A 16,776-nucleotide genomic window follows, 5' to 3' on the forward strand; every position below is an offset into this window, starting at 1 on the left:
TTATATCACTTCATTATATTTGTGGTAAAATTAGTATATTATGTTTTTATTTTACTAGTTATCTAGATGAAGGGGAAAGAGGGAGAATGTTGAAAAAGGTTGTTTCATTATTAACAGCATTGCTTTTAATCATTAGCACTGTTCCGCTTAGCAAAACATTTGCTGCCGCTGATGTGACAAAACCGGTATTTGAAAGTATCAGTGTGGATAAAACTCAAGATACTGTAGGAGATTCCGTCAAAATAAGTGTTCATGCGACTGACGATGTGGGAATCCAAATCGTTAGGGTTTTTTACAAGAGCCCGATAACCAAGAAGAGTTTCTATGTTCCTATGAACTTTAATGCTCAAACAAATTCTTACGAAGGTATCCTATCGATCCCATCCAATTTTGAAGCAGGCGATTACAAGGTGTATTTTGTTTCCATTGATGATACGTCTGGTAATAATACCACTGTTGCTGATTACAGCGATTCTTTGAATCAATTGGCTTCCGGTCAGTTCACCGTGAGTGGTACCAGTGGAGCGGACGTTACAAAACCTGTATTCCAAAACATAAGTGTCGATAAAACTATTGCCACTACTGGTGATACTGTTAAGGTTAGTGTTAAGGCCACTGACGATGTGGGAATCCAAATCGTTAGGGTTTTTTACAAGTCTCCGATAACGAAGAAGAGTTTCTATGTTCCTATGAACTTTAATGCTCAAACAAATTCTTACGAAGGTATCCTATCGATCCCATCCAATTTTGAAACAGGCGATTACAAGGTGTATTTTGTTTCCATTGATGATACGTCTGGTAATAATACCACTGTTGCTGATTACAGCGATTCCTTGAATCAATTGGCTTCCGGTCAGTTCACCGTGAGTGGTACCAGTGGAGCGGACGTTACAAAACCTGTATTCCAAAACATAAGTGTCGATAAAACTAATGCCACTACTGGTGATACTGTTAAGGTTAGTGTTAAGGCCACTGACGATGTGGGAATCCAAATCGTTAGGGTCTTTTACAAGTCTCCGATAACGAAGAAGAGTTTCTATGTTCCTATGAACTTTAATGCTCAAACAAATTCTTACGAAGGTATAATTTCGATTCCATCTACTTTTGAAGCAGGCGATTACAAGGTGTATTTTGTTTCCATTGATGATACATCCAGTAATAATACCACTGTTGCAGATTATAGCGATTCACTGAATCAATTGGCTTCCGGTCAATTTTCGGTTTTCACAGAGAGTAATCCTCCTTCTTTCACTAAACTATCAATCGATAAAAAAGTGGTAGAGTCGGGAGATCAGGTTAATTTTACAGTAGATGCTACTGATGATACGAATTTACAAAGTGCTACGATTTATTACCTATCACCGGTCAGCAAGGTAAAAATTGCCGTTCCACTTATATATAATGGTTCTAAATTTGTTGGGAAGCTTCCTATTGAGAAAAACACCGAAGTTGGCAGCTGGAAAGTCGACTCAGTCGAAGTTAACGATACGAATGGAAATTCATCCTTTGTTAAAGCGATTGATACTGATTTAAGTGTTGGTGATTTTAGTGTTATTAAATCAATCGACCCTTTAGACAATTATATCGTTACTTCTAGCGAATCATGGTCCAATCGGACAATTAATTCAGATGTCTACATTGCTCCTGGTGCGATTTTAACAGTCAGCAATAATGTGACAATCAACGGGAATGTTTATGTACTTGGCGGTTTTAGAAGTTATGGAGGATTCCGTTTAAGCGGGAGCCTTATTTCAAATAGTGTCTACTTTGGTTACTATACGCCTGGAAATGGCCAAGCAGTCATATCCGGTTCTAACTCTATTTCCAGTTTAATAGCTACTAACCGTATTTTATCCGACGTTCCTTTTAAACTCTATGATACACCGCTTGTTAGCAAAGAAGGCAAGGTGAATTTAAGCGGGGCAACGCTTCCGTTTGTTAGTATAGAACTCAATGGTCAGAGTGTCCCACTAAAGAGCAACGGGACTTTTAGGGTGACTGGTTTTAACGTTGGCACTAGTAATTCTTTACAAGTGAAAGTAACCGATTTATACGGATTTACTCATTATTATACTTATACAGTTTCAGAAATTTACATTGATGATTTTACAAAAGATTCCACATCAATTTCAGGTAAAACACAGCCGAATATGTCTGTGAGGATTTTTGAAAATGATCGGAATATCGGTAACGGAACAACAGACGAAAATGGTCATTTTAACATTCCAGTTACTAACCTTAAAGAAAATGATTCATTGAAATTTGAGGTTAGTAATACAGAAAATGAACTTGTTACGTCTAAGGAAATGATTGTTAAGGATATTACGGCACCTGATAAACCGGTGGTAAACGATGTAACTGATAAGGATACTATTCTCTCGGGTCAGGCAGAGTCCGGGGCATCGGTTCAGGTTAAGGCGGCAGATGGAACGGTGATCGGAACCGGGACGGATGGAACGGACAGTACGTTTACAGTCGCGATTCCTCTGCAAAAAGCAGGGGCTGCGTTAAAGGTTACTGCTACTGACAAAGCGGGTAATGTTAGTGAAGCTAGCACCGTTGTGGTTAAAGATGCGACTGCTCCTGATAAGCCTTTTGTAAATGAAGTGACGGATAAGGATTCTTCCATTTCCGGTCAAGCTGAAATCAGTTCAACGGTCGAAGTTTCATCAAAAGGCTCTGTTATTGGTACGGGTGTTGCCGGTGCTGACGGTAACTTTGCAGTGACGATTCCTGTTCAACAGGCAGGGACAGAATTAAGGATTACTGCAGCTGACAAAGCCGGAAATATTAGTGAAGCGAACACGGTTACGGTGAAAGACGCTACCGCTCCTGAAAAACCTATCGTCAATGTCGTGACGGATAAGGATTCTTCCATCACCGGACAAGCTGAGGCGGATGCTACTGTTGAAGTAAAAGCAAATGGCTCTATTATTGGCTCAGGTGCGGCTGGAGCAGATGGGAAATTTGCGTTGACAATCCCGTTACAAAAAGCGGAGACTGTATTAATTTTCACCGCAAAGGATAAAGCTGGAAATGTTAGTGAAGGTACGACTGTCACGGTGAAAGATGGCACCCCGCCCGGTAAACCTGTCGTGAATGCTGTGACAGATCACGATACAACGGTAACAGGCCAAGCTGAATCGGGTGCTAAAGTGGACGTAAAAGCAAATGGTTCTGTCATTGGCAGTGCGACGGTTGGAGCTGACGGTACGTACAAAGTTACCATCCCTGTTCAAAAAGCGGCGGTACAGTTAACTGTCACTGTTACCGATCCTGCCGGAAATGTAAGTGAGGCTGCCATTATTAGCGTGGATAAAGCTAAGCTTTCAGGCTGGGTGAATGAGAACGGAAAATGGTATTACTATGATCCGACTACGTTTGCGAAGAAAACCGGCTGGTACAAAGTAGGTTCGACCTGGTATTTCTCCGATAACACGGGAGCAAGGCAAACCGGTTGGGTGAAAAGCAGCAAGACCTGGTATTTCCTCAACAGCAATGGTTCGATGGTGACTGGTTGGCAAAAAGTCGGTACCACTTGGTATTTCTTCAATAGTGGCGGCGCTATGGTCACCGGCTGGATGAAGAGCGGAGCTACCTGGTACTTCTTTACTACCAGCGGGGCCATGGTTTCCGGCTGGATGAAGAGTGGTACTCACTGGTATTACTTCAATAGCGGCGGTGCGATGCAAACCGGGCGTGTGAAGATTGCAGGTAAATATTACACGTTTGATAAGAATGGTATTTTAAAATAAAGGAAACTCCCTTTGCTCTATTGTGCGAAGGGAGTTTTTTATGAGGGATTGTAAGGGTCGATTAATATTCAGTAGAAAGAATTAAAGGATCCTTTCGAAAAGATTGATGCTTTTTTTGATTCGCTGATAAAACAACTAAATTCACAAATAAATGACTTGAATTCGCTGATAAACATTGAAATTCGCCGATAGACGCTGAGAATTCGCGGATTAAATAACCGCTTTCCACACTTTTCTTGACAAAATCTGATTAAAATCCTTTTTAGCCAAACGTGATTAAATATCCCGCGAGGCCTCTATTTTAAAAGGTTTTCCGTCTAAAAATAGTAAAAAGAATGTCAATTAGTGTTTCATTTTTTAATAGAATATCAAATTTAGTATCTACTTTCAGCAAAAGCGACATTTCTCTACCTAATTAGACCCATTTCCCTTTTAATCAAACGTTTGATTAGATCTGTGCAATTTACCCAATATAAAAGGAATCTTGCAGGCTAACCTGTAAAAAACATGTCAAATAAAACCTCGACAAAAACTTGAATTTTACTGCTGCAATGATGACTGATAAAGCGGCAAATAAAGGTGTGTGCTTTGAAAGACAAATCCCTTCGCGTACACGAGAAAAACGTCCTTCACTATGTGCTTACTTATAATATGGTTCACCGCACCAATTATATCTGCGGTTAATAAGGCCTGCTTAATAATAATTATCCTACTACTAAGAATGTTGAACTATATCAAAGGCTTGTTAAAATGTTCACAGAATATTCATATCCCTAGAATGGAATCTTGATAATTTTTTATAAAATGAGCTTAAGATTAAGAAAGGAAGTGGCTTATGTTACTTAGAGGTCGATCTGAATCGGATGAATTAATGGCTATGCGCTATTTAAACACACGAATGGAGTTAACTGAAAAGGAAAAGTTTCACTATTTAAACCTTGAAAAAGGCTATGAAGGAGAGGTAAAATTTGACCTGCTGGCTGAAAGTCTTCAAGAAGAAAGGTATATCATAAATGACTTGCTGCTTGAAGTAAACAACTCTTATTTTCAAATTGATACTTTGATTATTTCACTAGGAGTTATTCACCTTTTGGATATTAAAAATTTTCAAGGTGATTGTTACTTAGAATCGGACAAACTTTATGCCGTGACAACCGGTCGCGAATATAAGAATCCTGTAGGCCAGTTAAAAAGGAGTGGGACTCTATTCCGCCAACTGCTCCAAAACCTCAAGCAAAATTACCTTGTTGAAGCCTCCGTTATCTTTATCAACCCTGCATTCACCTTATATCAAGCCCCAATGGACCAACCCATTATTTTACCAAACCAGGTAAATCGTTTTTTGAAAGATTTAAATAAAACTCCGTCTAAGTTGAATGATGGGCACAAGAAACTAGCGCAAAAATTAATTTCATTACATCAAACCAAAAATCCATTTACGGTATTGCCTAAATATAATTATGACCAGCTGCAAAAGGGAATTTATTGTAAAACCTGTAAGTCCTTTCTGGTTTCTATAAAAAATAATGTTTTTGTATGCGGAAAGTGTGGAGGACATGAAAAGATCGAACTAGTAATTTTGCGGAATGTGGAGGAATTTAAGCTGTTATTTCCAGATCGAAAGATTACTACCCAAAGCATCTATGAGTGGTGCAAGGTGGATTTAAGTAAAAGGACATTTTGCAGGGTTTTAAAGAAGAACTATACCGCATTTGGAAATACACGCGATACTTATTATAAATAATAATCTTTTTTGGCTTAAAAGTTTTTGTGAGCATCTCTTAGCCTGATGCTTTCGGACAGGCTCTTGCTTTTTTCTCCTTCCCCTGTCCGAATAAGACCTGCATTCAGACAGGTTCACTCTTTTTTTGCCTTGTCTTGTCCAAATGAGGCTTGCATTCAGACAGGATCAAGCTTTTTTCTCCTTCCCCTGTCCTAATAAGACCTGCATTCAGACAGGTTCACTCTTTTTTTGCCTTGTCCTGTCCGAATGAGGCTTGCATTCAGACAGGATCAAGCTTTTTTCTCCTCCCTTGTCCGAATGAGACATGAATTCAGACTGGCTCTAGCTTTTTTCTCCTTCTCCTGTCCGAATGAGACCTGGATTCAGACAGGCTCTAGCTTTTTTCTCCTTCTCTTGTCCGAATGAGACCTGGATTCAGACAGGCTATAGCTTTTTTCTCCTTCTCTTGTCCGAATGAGACCTGGATTCAGACAGGCTCACTCTTTTTACGCATTGTTCTGTCCGAATGAGACTTGCATGTAAGAGTACAAAACACAAACAGGCTGCCGAATGAATCTCGACAGCCTAAACTAGGTTCCTTTTATAAAAAACGACTATTTTTTATTGATCGACACCGATCCCGCGCTGGATTCCAGTTGCAGCTTCGGACCACCTGAACCGATGGAGCCTAGGACGCGGTCATGTTCCTTTGTGCTGTACGAAACGTTGGCCAGATTGACATTCACACTGCCTGCAGATGTCTGGAGGTTCAGTTGCAGGGACTCAGGCTGCTTTCCTGTCACAATTCGGACGGAACCGGCGCTGCTGTGGGCGGTGATGTCTTGGGTAATCGCTTTTACTTCCACATCAACCGAACCGGCGCTGCTGGATAAATCCATTTTCCCCTCGATGTTAGTTAGCTTTATGCTTCCCGCTGAAGAATGGGCGGTTACATCGCCTTTTAAGTCCTCCCCTTTGATACTCCCTGCGGAGGAATCCAAATCCATTCGGCCGGCTGAAAGTTGCCGGATATCGATACTGCCTGCTTGCGAGTGGCCCGTGAGTTCACTGTACATTTTTTGCGGTACTTCCACATCCGCCTGGAGGTTGTTGTTCATGAACTCAAAAAGCGAAAGATGAAAGACGTGATCATTTTTCGGCCCGATATCAATCAGCGCCGTATCACCGCTCTTGCTTACGGAGAACACGAGATCCTTTCGGGATGTTTTGCCGTGGAGGTGAACGGTCAAAACGTCGGATGCTGAAGGATAAAAATGGACACTGGATGAACGGGATTCTAAGTTGATTTTGTTGATATCCTTCACTTGAATCGTTTTCGTTTCATTTACCGTGACCGACGACGCAGGATGGGCAAACCCGTAATAGAAAACGCCGATAACCCCAATCACCAATCCAAATAGAGCAGCTACGATTGATAGTTTCTTCATCTTAATAACCCCCTCTCACGATTTTCACATTGAGCTTCCAATACCAATGGAGTAAACGGATATAGCCCTTTGCCAAAAAATGCGTCAACAATAACAGCAGATACCCAAATGAAAAAGCGGCGAGGACGAAGAAAAACATTAGGAGAATCGGTGTATCGTGCGTAAACAAATTCAAGATGAAACCCAGCGGAGTAATAAGACAACCGATGGCCGCCGCATAAAGCCCGACAAACGTACCGGCGATTCCGACAACGGGTCCGATGATGAAAATGAGATTAAAGAGCAGCATTCCTATAAACGCAAAAATGTTCGGACCGACATTCCGTTTGTCGTTTTCCTTTTGTGAAATCCAGTCGGAAAAAGTCGTCTTTTCAATCGGTTGAAATGCCCCTAATTCATGGGCGATAGTTCGCGGTGAGCCCAGATCCGCAACCGCCTCTTCCTCCGTTTTGCCATTTTCGACCGCCGAATCGATATGTGACTCGTAATCACTTAAAATATCCTCCCGTTCGGCATCAGGCAACGGTGCCAACAGACGGTTTAGTTCGTCTAAAAATTGCTGTTTAGTCATACTTCATCCCCTCCTCAATAATCTCATTGACACTTTTTGAAAATTGCTGCCATTCCTGCACCAGTTGTTCAAGATATTCCCGTCCCGCTTTCGTCAGGTGATAGTATTTTCGCGGCGGGCCTTCATTGGATTCCGATAGGTATGTAGCGAAATAGCCCTCATTGGTTAACCGTCGTAATAAAGGATAGACCGTTCCTTCCGCAATTTGGATTTTATCCGAGATGCTGTGAACCAGCTCATACCCATAGCGGTCCTTTTTCAACGTGTACACCAATACACATAATTCCAGTGCACCCTTCTTAAATTGAACATTCAAATGACTCACCTACCTATAAAGTAATGTTTGCTATTGTGTAATGTATAGTAGTGGTTTATGGTTGTTTTTCCATTATAGGAATAATATACCATCAGCTATTAATTAATGCAAGGTACTGAATTATATTTAGTGAAACTTCTTTTGCAGAGACTTTGAATATACAGCGTGGAGAAATATTATAAACTGCCTTGAAGTCACAAAACGGGTTACAGAAAAACAACACCTGAATAAGTTTTGGATTTTTCATCGAATAATATTTTAGCGAGAGGAAAAATTAAGCAAAAACAGTTTGAGGAGATTTTGCTTTGGATACAATCAAACCAATTAAAATAGGTTCGAAAAAAATGAATCCTACTGAAAAACTAACAGCCGCAGAAATGGGGAAACTTTGGGCGACCTTTATGGGCAACAGTATGTCAAAACAAATCTTAATTTACTTTCTGCAACACGTTGAGGATGAGGATATTAAAAAATTATTAGAAAATGCGTTAAGCTTAGTTCATGATTTTATGAATACCATTGAGGGGATATTTGAAAAGGAAAGCTTTCCGATACCTGTTGGTTTTACAGAAAATGATGTAAATCTTGGTGCTCCGAGGTTATTTGAAGATGAGTTTTATGTTCATTATTTAAAATATGCAGCTAAGGCCGGACTCAGCATTTATAATATAGCAATTCCTTTAGTGTATCGAGAGGATGTAAGAAATTTTTTTATTCATTGTATGAATTCTACAATTGTTTTGACGGAACAAATCAAGGAAGTATTAATGAATAAAGGATTTATCATTAAACCGCCTTACATTCCGATTCCGGAAAAAGTAAAATTTGTAAAGGAAGATTTTCTAAATGGATTTCTTGGGCACGTACGAACCTTGCACGGATTAGAAGTAACACATCTTTACGATAATATTGAAAATAACGTAACAAGTAAAGCTTTAATTTTAGGTTTTAGTCAAGTAGCTAGAATGGAAAAAGTGCGAGAATTGTTTATGAGAGGTAAAGACATGACCCATAGAGCAGTTGAGCAATATATGTATAAACTACATAATGCAAATTTACCTTCACCGCCATTCCTTGACCATTTAGTCACAACATCAACCATTTCTCCCTTTTCCGATAAATTAATGTTATTTCATAAGGTCGATATGTTTTCTATGAAGATAAGAGCATTTGGAAACTCAATGGCAGTAAATGGAAGACATGATTTAGGGTTCATGTACACGAGGGCATTAATGAATATTTCTTTATTTGTCGAAGATGGAGCAAAAATTATGATTAATAACGGATGGATGGAACAGCCTCCACTAGCGGTTGATCGAGATAGATTGGCTTCAAAATAGTTCAGCTGCCCGTTCTACAATAAATTGTAAGCTTGAGAGTAAACCATCCTCAAGCTTTTTTCTATGCAATTGGATATCGGAATTACTGACAAAATTTTTATAAACAACACTATAACCAAATGATATACTAAAATATGTAATTATAGATAAATAAATATAAATATGGGGGTTTTTTTAAATGCAATGGTATTTGGATGTGTTAAAAAATTATGTAGGTTTTCAAGGTAGAGCTAGGCGTAAGGAATACTGGATGTTCTTTCTTTTCAATTCGATCGTTTCTATCGTACTTTCAATATTAGATCGAGTCCTCCATGTATCTCCATTATTATCAACGCTCTATTCTTTGGCCGTTCTGTTACCTTATTTAGCTGTTTCAATCCGTCGACTGCACGATACCGGGAAAAGTGGCTGGTGGCTTTTGATTGGCCTTATTCCCCTAGTTGGCGCTATTATTCTAATTGTATTCATGTGCCAGGATAGCCAACCGAATGATAACCAATATGGACCAAATCCTAAAAATGAGTTCAAATCATTGAGCTAATCAGGAACTTTCAGAATCGATATTCAAAGATTTTTTTGATTAAATGGCAGCGGACATGCGGTTAAAGGGTTCCGTTTTGAGGTGCTTTTTGAATAAATCCCACAAGAAATGACGTATGAATTGGCATACGTCATTTTCTTATTATATCAAGGTTTTTTAACGTTCTTAGTCATATTTGACACCAAAATGGGTAGCGTTTTCCACCGTGGACACTACTTGTTGTACAATAAAACCCCGATGCCAATTTATAGAATGTTAAAGCAGAATAAATCGATTCTTTCATATAATCAAAAGCACCCCATTTATTTCACATTATCTTCGGAGTGTGTATCATTTCTAATTCATTCCCATTGTAAAAATAGGTATCCAAACTAGTCCGCATAAACAAAAATTACATAGACTAGTAATGTACCAAGACAAATTCACATGGAGGTCATTTAACGATGAAAAGAAATATTGGATTTGGTGGTTATCCATCAAATATAATGCCAGGCCAATACTGCCCACCACAGCCATGTCCACCACAATACTGTCCGCCTCAGGTGTTCCCGGCTCAATATGATCCACCACTAGTTTCACCGGGACAACAATATGTAAAAACAAATTTATTTAATAAAGTAGTAACACATCTACATCCTTCCCACACTACTACAGTCAACAAGCTTATGGTTAATCATCAACACTATTTCCCACACACAGAATCATGTGTAAATGAATGCTGTGAAACACATACGATGTGCGGTGTTCCACATAATCCTTGTTGTCCGTCTGGACCATTTGGATACTAGTTTCTTTTTACCCTCCATTTAGGGGGGTTTTTTTGTTGGCATTAAAGGCCAGAACGGATTGGGAGCAGACCGCCGAAAGAATCTCAACATCGTTCCTTTAAAGAATGTTGATAATTTTCTACCTCAAAATTTTATATAAATAACTTATTAATCAGATGGACTACTAAAATATGTTAATGGAACATACCTTATTATTAGCATTTAAATAAGGGAGGTTCCAAAATGCATTGGTATTTGGGTGTGGTAAAGAATTACGTAGGGTTTGAAGGCAGAGCAAGGCGTCAGGAGTACTGGATGTTTTTTCTTTTCAACGCTATTATTTCCATCATATTTGAAATATTGGATAAAATCGCACATATTTCGCCATTATTATCATCTCTTTATTCTTTAGCCGTTCTGTTACCTCACTTAGCTGTATCATTCCGCAGACTACACGACACCGGAAAAAGTGGATGGTGGCTGTTAATTGGCCTAATTCCCATAGTTGGTGCCATTATTCTAATTGTATTTATGTGCCAAGACAGCCAACCGGATGATAATCAATATGGGCCGAATCCGAAAAGTGAGTTCCAATCGTAGAGCTAATCAGAAGCAATTGTTCAGAAAAGATCAGTTTAATTAGCTCTTTTCTTAACCTTTTCGCAAATGAAAGCGGCGGGTTCGCAAATAAAAAAGGCATATCCTCCAGTAAAGGCAGGCTTTAACAATTTTTTATGACAGGTATATACGATTAACTAGTTCTCTTGATGGGTTTGACACTTAAAAGCAGTAAATTACCAAAAAAGAGCATCGATGCCGATGCTCTTTTCGTCTTTATTAGAAAATTGTTTAAAAACATTGTAAGGTAAAGGTTACGTTGTCAAATTGTTTTCTCATTAATTCTTCTTTTTTTATACAAAAATAAAGCAACCCGACATCTCCCCACATTACTCCCAAATCTTCTTCGTCAGAGTCTATTTGGAACAATAACACTGCTTCTTTTTCATTGTCATATAGCTCTTCAAACACATCGTTTTGGACATTAAATGGTTCTCCTAGCATATAGTGAGCCGGCAAAATATTACCTTCTTCATCTTCCGGCTGAATTAACGCTTGCCGGAAATTCCAAAAATTCTCCTCTTCCTCTTCATTTTCAAATATCAGATTTTCAGGGTGTTCGGAAATCGTATACATGTTGTGGAAAAGCACCTTGTATGCATTTAACGGATAATCGTCTTTACTTTCCTCAGGATATTCTCTTCTTTTCAATTCAGTCATATCTCCATCGAAATATAGCACTTTAAAACATCCTTCATCCTCTTCGATGCCCCAAGGTTGCTCAAAGGCATCGTAAAATAGATACAAAATACCACTATCAGGAAGCAGATTGTCTTTATCATATGGTTTTGCTTCTTTCAGGTTAACTTGTCCGATAAACCATAGATAGCCTTTTTCGTATCGAGGAAATTCCATTTCATCAGGCATATCCGGCAGACCGCCTAATTTTGAAGAACCAATCGGAATAGCCTTTTCATCCACTCCTACCTTTACCATCCTAATAGAGTTTTTCAAAGAGGAAATAATCGCTGATTTTTTATGATATAGCTCATGTTCGCGAAGTAATTGGTCAATTTGTTGCATGATGTTCCATCCCCCCAATTTTTTAGCGTAACTTTCCCTACACCCTCCTCCCTAAAAAATTCATATTGATTCTATTCGGTAAATTTATGAAAATACCTTTCTATTCTGTGAGCGATGTAGCGCAAAAATGTCGCTGACTTTTGGAATTCAGCGTACGATGACAGGACAAAAAAAGGCAGCCGAATGGATCTCGACGCCTAAACCATGTTCCTTTTTTAAAAAAATTAAGATTTTGTTAATTGCGTGCAGACTAACAGAAGGAATGAAATAGCTACCATACTGATTACCCATAACCAAGCCAGTTGCATATTCCCTGCGTCAATGGCGAGATAGATAGCGGTGGGGATGGTTTGGGTTTTCCCGGGGATGTTCCCCGCGAACATGAGTGTGGCGCCAAACTCACCTAACGCTCGTGCAAAACTTAATATTCCACCTGTTATGATGGAGTTACGTGCAAGCGGGATGGATACGAACATAAATAGTTTCCATTCATTGGCCCCATCCACCCGTGCTGCATCCTCAATCTCTTTTTCAACCGCTTCGAATCCGGTTTTAGAGGATTGGTACATAAGCGGGAATGCCACGACGGAAGCGGCAATGACAGCTGCCCACCAGGTAAACATCACAGGCTGTTTAAAGAGCCATTCGATCGTTTGCCCAAGGATACTTTGTTTTCCAAAAAAGATGATTAACAAAAAACCGACAACGGTTGGCGGTAGGACTAATGGCATCAAGAAAAGCGTTTCGATGATCACTTTCGCTTTAAATTTTGCATGGGCCATGATCTTCCCCGACCATAGCCCTAAAACTAAGACGATTACCCCGGAGACTGATGCGATCTCTATCGACAGTCTTACGGGTGTCCAAAAGTCTGTTGTCATGTTTATTCATTTAGCCCTTTAAATCCGTATTTTTCGAACGTTCTCACAGATTTTGCATTATGAAGATAATCATAGAACTGTTTTGCGTCCTTTACATGTGCACTGTCTTTAATGACTCCTACCGGATAAATAATTGGCTTGTGTGTACTGTCCTTAGCGGTTGCGATAATTGTTACTTTCGGTGAAATCAATGCGTCCGTCTTATACACAATTCCAGCGTCCACATTTCCCGTTTCAACATATGTAAGAACCTGGCGTACATCCTTGGCATATACCACTTTCCCTTGAACGGCATTCCAGATATTTAAGTTACTTAATGTTTCTTTCCCATACTGCCCTGCCGGTACAGACTCGGGTGTTCCAAGTGAAATTTTTGCCGCTTTCGTCAAATCCGTGAAGTCCTTGATGCCCTTCGTGTTATCCTTTGGCACTACAAGTACAAGGTCATTTCCAAGAAGATCGGCATCTTTTTGTTTTTCAATGGTTCCTTTTTGGACTAATTGATTAAATTTGTCTTCTGCAGCTGAGAAAAAGAGATCCACGGGTGCGCCTTGGGAAATTTGTTGTTGCAGTGCCCCTGAAGCGCCAAAGTTATAGGTTATGGTCACATTCGGATGAGCCTTTTCATAGGCTGCTTTTATGTCAGTTAGGGCGTTCTGTAAACTTGCAGCTGCTGAAACTGTTAATGCTACATTCTTTTCCTTCGTTTGCCCTGCTGACTTTTTACTTTGGTCAGCTGTTGAACACCCTGATATTACGAGCATTAACAGCATGAGTAAAGAAAATAACTGATATTGTTTTTTCATCGTGCCTCTTCCTTCCGTTTCGTTATAACTAATTATATTTGATTATAACTAATTATAATTAACAATGGTGTAAAAAAAATCACATTTGGTGCTTTTTTATTATGAATATACTTTTTAAAAGACAATGAGATAAAATACAAGTAGGAGGGATGCACATGTCGAAGGAGCTTTCCTATACAATCGAAGAAGTGTCACAGCTTTTAAAGGTATCCAAATTAACCATTTATGACCTCATTAAAAAAGGCGAATTTCCTGTATTCCGTGTTGGCAGACAAATGAGGATGGATGCTAAAGACTTGGAAAATTATATTAGCCAGCATAAGACGAAGCAGACGATTCCTTCTCCAGCCCCTGCTGTTCATCCTCAAAAGATGGAAATAAAGGATTCTTCCAACCTTGTTATTAGTGGACAAGATATGGTCTTAGATATTCTAGGGAAACACATCGAGAAATATTCAGCTTTTAAAACATTACGATCCTATACCGGAAGTTTAAACAGCCTTATCTCTATGTACAATGGGGAATGTGACATTGTCAGTGTGCATATGTTCGATGGCGATACCGGTGAATATAATCTTCCTTATATTAAAAAGATTTTGGTCGGCTATCCCTATATTTTAATCAATCTTATTTCTCGGAAAGCCGGCTTTTATGTGCAAAAGGGGAATCCCCTTGGCCTCACCGCTTGGACGGATTTAAAGCAGGAACACCTAACCATTGTCAATCGCGAGAAGGGATCGGGCGCAAGAATCCTTCTCGATGAACAGTTACGAATTGAGCAAATTGCCCCGAAGAGCATTAAGGGGTATGAGCATGAAGAGACGAGTCATTTAAGTGTGGCTTCGGCCGTTTCTACCGGGATTGCTGATGTGGGAGTGGGAATTGAAAAGGCAGCTAAAATTGTTGGCATCGATTTTGTGCCATTAATTACTGAACGTTATGACCTGGTGATTTTAAAAACCCCTGAAACTGAACAAACCATACGGTTGCTAAAGGAGATTTTAACTTCTACTCTGTTTCAGTCAGAGATCAACTCGCTTGGCGATTATGATCTTTCGCAAACAGGAACGGTTTTGTATGAGACGTTTTAAATGGAAGTCTGGCTGAAAACTGTTTTGTCGGTAAGAGCCATTATTAAAGACATTTCTTTTGCAGTATTACTGAGAGATGTCCTTGAATTACTGTTTGAAGGACAGTTTGCTGGTTTCCTGGGCGGGGGGTTGTCCTTGAAACCACTGTGTGAAAATAAAATAAAAATACCTTGATATTATAATAAAAATGCACACGAAATCACTTGTGAATTGACGTGTGCATCGCTTTGTTATTGTCTGTTTTCGTAAACATTGTTGTTTTTACAAAACTAAATTATTTTTAGGCCGAGAGGATGGATAATTGACGTATATCCTGCCTTTACTGGCGAAAAAGCCTCTTTCATTTGCTGCTAGCAGTTTTCTATCAAAGCCACAATCCTTAAGAAAAGAGCCTTGATATTTTATTGTTTGCACCTCTATTAAAATGCAGATCTAGCACCTAGGTATCTGGTTTTCCAATATGTCGATGTCATATCAGAGATGGTTACACCTGATGAGGCAGCACTAATAAACTTGTTGTTTCCTAAGTAGATTCCAACATGTGATGGTCCTAGTTTGTACGTTTGAAAAAAGACAAGATCACCTATACTTGGTGTATTTACCGGTGTTGCTGCATCCCATTGTGAAGCAGTTGTTCGCGATAATGAAACTCCGACTTTATTAAATACATATTTTGTAAAACCACTGCAATCAAATCCTGCCGGAGTATTCCCTCCCCAGCTATATGGTGCACCCATGTATTTCTTTGCCTCTTCAATCACTGCCTGTACTTTTGAAGCGGAAGTCACCGCCGGTTTTTCAGTTGCTGTTGAATGGGTCGGTGCCACTGGTTTTTGAGTAGCTACTGATTGGGTCGGTGCCACTGGTTTTTGAGTAGCTATTGATTGGGTCGGTGCCACTGGTTTTTGAGTAGCTACTGATTGGGTCGGCGCCACTGGTTTTTGAGTAGCTACTGATTGGGTCGGTGCCACTGGTTTTTGAGTAGCTACTGAATGGGTCGAAGCCACTGCTTTTTGAGCAGCTGTTGTATCGGTTGGCGCTACAGGTTTTTGGATAGCTACTGAATGGGTCGGTGCCACTGGTTTTTGAGTAGCTACTGAATGGATCGAAGCCACTGGTTTTTGGGCAGCTGTTGTATCAGGAGTCACTGCTGCTTTTTGGACATCCGTTGGAGCAGGTTTCACCACTTGTTTTTCGACAGCTTTTGAATAGGACCTCGCTATCGTTTGTTTGGCCGTTTGTGTGGAAGCGGCAGACACCTTCGTAGTGGCTGTATTTGATTGGGCACTTCTTACATTTAGAGTTTGTCCTATTTTAATTGTGTCAGTTGATAAATTGTTCATTTCTTTAAGCTGTGGAACTGATAGATTAAATCGTGCCCCGATCACAGAAAGGGAATCTCCGCTTCGGACAACATACGTCGTCTTTGCAGGGGTACTTGAATTCGATTCTGCTATTTTCAATTGCTGATTGATATGAATTAAATCTGATGTTAATCCATTCAGACTTTTAAGTTCACTTACTGTCATACCGTAAGTTCTTGCAATCGTCCAAAGACTATCACCTGATTTTACCGTGTAGGTAAGTGATAGCTTTTGATTTACATAGATTTTATCACTGGAAAGATGGTTCCAAGATTTTAAGAGATTAATAGAAACATTGTTTAAGTTGGAGATTTTCCAAAGACTGTCGCCCGGACGTACCGTATATGTAGGTTCTTGTGCACTTGCAGTGGCTCCAAAAGCAGTAAGTATAAGCCCTGCAGTTGCAGCTGCAGTTACTAGATTTTTTTTCAATTGTCGCACTTCCTTATATTTCATTAACATACAATAATGAAATTTAACATGAAAAACTTCTACCGGAAATGGTAATATAGTAGGTTTCTTCCCGGTTTGT

Annotated in this window: 16 protein-coding genes; 8 read left to right on the forward strand and 8 right to left on the reverse strand. The window is 39.5% G+C overall.

Annotation, left to right across the window (positions count from 1 at the left end; translation table 11 throughout):
• Nucleotides 1-86: 86 nt before the first annotated feature.
• Together J2S10_RS19540 and J2S10_RS19545 are read left to right on the forward strand one after the other, a co-directional pair.
• Nucleotides 87-3,755: an Ig-like domain-containing protein gene (locus J2S10_RS19540; protein WP_307411121.1), complete on the forward strand. Its 3,669-nt coding sequence runs from the start codon at nt 87-89 to the stop codon at nt 3,753-3,755.
• A gap of 835 nt (nt 3,756-4,590) precedes the next feature.
• Nucleotides 4,591-5,499 (forward strand): nuclease-related domain-containing protein, encoded by a 909-nt coding sequence (locus J2S10_RS19545; protein WP_307411123.1) that lies wholly within the window; start codon nt 4,591-4,593, stop codon nt 5,497-5,499.
• A gap of 593 nt (nt 5,500-6,092) precedes the next feature.
• On the opposite strand, the gene J2S10_RS19550 is transcribed toward J2S10_RS19545, so the two are convergent.
• From J2S10_RS19550 to J2S10_RS19560, 3 genes are read right to left on the reverse strand one after another with little or no spacing between them, the layout of a single operon-like run.
• On the reverse strand, nt 6,093-6,926 hold the full coding sequence (locus tag J2S10_RS19550; RefSeq protein ID WP_307411127.1) for a DUF4097 family beta strand repeat-containing protein: 834 nt from the start codon (nt 6,924-6,926) through the stop codon (nt 6,093-6,095).
• A 1-nt stretch (nt 6,927) separates the two neighbouring features.
• On the reverse strand, nt 6,928-7,497 hold the full coding sequence (locus tag J2S10_RS19555) for a DUF1700 domain-containing protein (RefSeq protein WP_307411129.1): 570 nt from the start codon (nt 7,495-7,497) through the stop codon (nt 6,928-6,930).
• Nucleotides 7,490-7,813, reverse strand: a complete 324-nt coding sequence (locus J2S10_RS19560) for a PadR family transcriptional regulator (protein ID WP_307411132.1) — start codon at nt 7,811-7,813, stop codon at nt 7,490-7,492. Before J2S10_RS19560 ends, J2S10_RS19555 begins: the two co-directional genes overlap by 8 nt.
• Before the next feature lie 305 nt (nt 7,814-8,118).
• On the opposite strand from J2S10_RS19560, the gene J2S10_RS19565 reads away from it, so the two are divergent.
• Nucleotides 8,119-9,153 carry a DUF3231 family protein gene (locus J2S10_RS19565; RefSeq protein ID WP_307411135.1) on the forward strand — a complete coding sequence of 345 codons (1,035 nt, stop codon included), beginning with the start codon at nt 8,119-8,121 and terminating at the stop codon, nt 9,151-9,153.
• Nucleotides 9,154-9,331: 178 nt separating this feature from the next.
• Nucleotides 9,332-9,694 (forward strand): DUF805 domain-containing protein, encoded by a 363-nt coding sequence (locus tag J2S10_RS19570; protein ID WP_307411138.1) that lies wholly within the window; start codon nt 9,332-9,334, stop codon nt 9,692-9,694.
• A 336-nt stretch (nt 9,695-10,030) separates the two neighbouring features.
• Here the strand turns inward: J2S10_RS19570 and J2S10_RS19575 are convergent, their stop codons facing one another.
• Nucleotides 10,031-10,261 (reverse strand): hypothetical protein, encoded by a 231-nt coding sequence (locus J2S10_RS19575; protein WP_307411881.1) that lies wholly within the window; start codon nt 10,259-10,261, stop codon nt 10,031-10,033.
• On the opposite strand from J2S10_RS19575, the gene J2S10_RS19580 reads away from it, so the two are divergent.
• Both J2S10_RS19580 and J2S10_RS19585 read left to right on the forward strand, forming a co-directional pair.
• Nucleotides 10,180-10,482 carry a CotD family spore coat protein gene (locus J2S10_RS19580; protein ID WP_307411844.1) on the forward strand — a complete coding sequence of 101 codons (303 nt, stop codon included), beginning with the start codon at nt 10,180-10,182 and terminating at the stop codon, nt 10,480-10,482. The two genes, J2S10_RS19575 and J2S10_RS19580, sit on opposite strands and share 82 nt — an antisense overlap.
• 222 nt (nt 10,483-10,704) lie before the next feature.
• Nucleotides 10,705-11,061 (forward strand): DUF805 domain-containing protein, encoded by a 357-nt coding sequence (locus J2S10_RS19585; protein ID WP_307411141.1) that lies wholly within the window; start codon nt 10,705-10,707, stop codon nt 11,059-11,061.
• Nucleotides 11,062-11,310: 249 nt separating this feature from the next.
• Here the strand turns inward: J2S10_RS19585 and J2S10_RS19590 are convergent, their stop codons facing one another.
• The 3 genes from J2S10_RS19590 to modA form a co-directional block, all read right to left on the reverse strand.
• The gene (locus J2S10_RS19590; RefSeq protein WP_307411143.1) at nt 11,311-12,102 is read right to left on the reverse strand and encodes a YwqG family protein; all 792 of its coding nucleotides are present in this window, start codon (nt 12,100-12,102) and stop codon (nt 11,311-11,313) included.
• A gap of 224 nt (nt 12,103-12,326) precedes the next feature.
• Nucleotides 12,327-12,983, reverse strand: a complete 657-nt coding sequence (modB, locus tag J2S10_RS19595) for a molybdate ABC transporter permease subunit (protein ID WP_307411146.1) — start codon at nt 12,981-12,983, stop codon at nt 12,327-12,329.
• Nucleotides 12,984-12,985: 2 nt separating this feature from the next.
• Entirely contained in the window at nt 12,986-13,789 is an 804-nt protein-coding gene (gene modA, locus J2S10_RS19600) for a molybdate ABC transporter substrate-binding protein (RefSeq protein WP_307411149.1), read from the reverse strand.
• Nucleotides 13,790-13,944: 155 nt separating this feature from the next.
• On the opposite strand from modA, the gene J2S10_RS19605 reads away from it, so the two are divergent.
• Nucleotides 13,945-14,880 (forward strand): helix-turn-helix transcriptional regulator, encoded by a 936-nt coding sequence (locus J2S10_RS19605; protein WP_307411151.1) that lies wholly within the window; start codon nt 13,945-13,947, stop codon nt 14,878-14,880.
• Nucleotides 14,881-15,054 (forward strand): hypothetical protein, encoded by a 174-nt coding sequence (locus J2S10_RS19610; RefSeq protein WP_307411154.1) that lies wholly within the window; start codon nt 14,881-14,883, stop codon nt 15,052-15,054.
• A 245-nt stretch (nt 15,055-15,299) separates the two neighbouring features.
• Here J2S10_RS19610 and J2S10_RS19615 read toward each other — a convergent pair whose 3' ends face one another.
• Nucleotides 15,300-16,676 (reverse strand): C40 family peptidase, encoded by a 1,377-nt coding sequence (locus tag J2S10_RS19615; RefSeq protein WP_307411157.1) that lies wholly within the window; start codon nt 16,674-16,676, stop codon nt 15,300-15,302.
• Between the last annotated feature and the right edge of the window lie 100 nt (nt 16,677-16,776).

The sequence above is a fragment of the Neobacillus ginsengisoli genome, assembly GCF_030813055.1.

Coding starts and splice junctions, on each gene's coding strand:
- J2S10_RS19540 (WP_307411121.1), top strand. CDS start 87: ATGTTGAAAAAGGTTGTTTCATTATTAACAGCATTGCTTTTAATCATT.
- J2S10_RS19545 (WP_307411123.1), top strand. CDS start 4,591: ATGTTACTTAGAGGTCGATCTGAATCGGATGAATTAATGGCTATGCGC.
- J2S10_RS19550 (WP_307411127.1), bottom strand. CDS start 6,926: ATGAAGAAACTATCAATCGTAGCTGCTCTATTTGGATTGGTGATTGGG.
- J2S10_RS19555 (WP_307411129.1), bottom strand. CDS start 7,497: ATGACTAAACAGCAATTTTTAGACGAACTAAACCGTCTGTTGGCACCG.
- J2S10_RS19570 (WP_307411138.1), top strand. CDS start 9,332: ATGCAATGGTATTTGGATGTGTTAAAAAATTATGTAGGTTTTCAAGGT.
- J2S10_RS19580 (WP_307411844.1), top strand. CDS start 10,180: ATGCCAGGCCAATACTGCCCACCACAGCCATGTCCACCACAATACTGT.
- J2S10_RS19585 (WP_307411141.1), top strand. CDS start 10,705: ATGCATTGGTATTTGGGTGTGGTAAAGAATTACGTAGGGTTTGAAGGC.
- J2S10_RS19590 (WP_307411143.1), bottom strand. CDS start 12,102: ATGCAACAAATTGACCAATTACTTCGCGAACATGAGCTATATCATAAA.
- modB (WP_307411146.1), bottom strand. CDS start 12,983: ATGACAACAGACTTTTGGACACCCGTAAGACTGTCGATAGAGATCGCA.
- modA (WP_307411149.1), bottom strand. CDS start 13,789: ATGAAAAAACAATATCAGTTATTTTCTTTACTCATGCTGTTAATGCTC.
- J2S10_RS19605 (WP_307411151.1), top strand. CDS start 13,945: ATGTCGAAGGAGCTTTCCTATACAATCGAAGAAGTGTCACAGCTTTTA.
- J2S10_RS19610 (WP_307411154.1), top strand. CDS start 14,881: ATGGAAGTCTGGCTGAAAACTGTTTTGTCGGTAAGAGCCATTATTAAA.